This is a genomic window from Rhizobium sp. CCGE 510 (assembly GCF_000292525.1).
Classification (GTDB): domain Bacteria; phylum Pseudomonadota; class Alphaproteobacteria; order Rhizobiales; family Rhizobiaceae; genus Rhizobium.
Genome location: NZ_AEYF01000129.1, coordinates 1 through 586 on the forward strand (window position 1 = coordinate 1; position 586 = coordinate 586).

A 586-nucleotide genomic window follows, 5' to 3' on the forward strand; every position below is an offset into this window, starting at 1 on the left:
GACTGGTCTCGTTTCCTGCACACCGGCCGGTGCGATGGTCTTTGTACGGCGTATCCATGGCGACGATCTCTCCGGCCTTACCGCGGTCGTTATCGGTCGCTCGAACCTTTTCGGCAAGCCGATGGCCCAACTGCTGCTGAATGCCAACGCTACCGTTACTGTCGCCCATTCTCGTACGAAAAACCTTCCCGAGATCTGCCGCCAAGCCGATATCCTTGTGGCGGCCGTCGGCCGTGCCGAAATGGTCAAGGCCAGCTGGGTGAAGGAGGGTGCCACTGTGATCGACGTCGGAATCAACCGCATTGCCCCGCCTGAAAACGGCCTGAGGAAGCCGCGTCTGGTCGGAGACGTTGCCTTCAGCGAAGTGGCCGAGGTCGCCGGAGCGATCACACCGGTACCTGGCGGCGTGGGTCCCATGACGATCGCAATGCTGATGGCAAACACGGTTATCGCGGCTTACCGTTCGGTTGGCAGAAGCCTCAACCAGAAGCTGGAGTGATCGCTCAGCCGAGATCGCCTGATCTGGGCTATTGCATTGGATTGATCGCATCGATCCAGCAGCGTCATCGGCGAGTTCCACGGGTTA

General features: G+C 60.1%; 1 pseudogene. It reads left to right on the plus strand.

Annotation, left to right across the window (positions count from 1 at the left end):
* Positions 1-499, plus strand: a pseudogene (locus RCCGE510_RS32800) (bifunctional 5,10-methylene-tetrahydrofolate dehydrogenase/5,10-methylene-tetrahydrofolate cyclohydrolase); the annotation flags it as partial.
* Between the last annotated feature and the right edge of the window lie 87 nt (positions 500-586).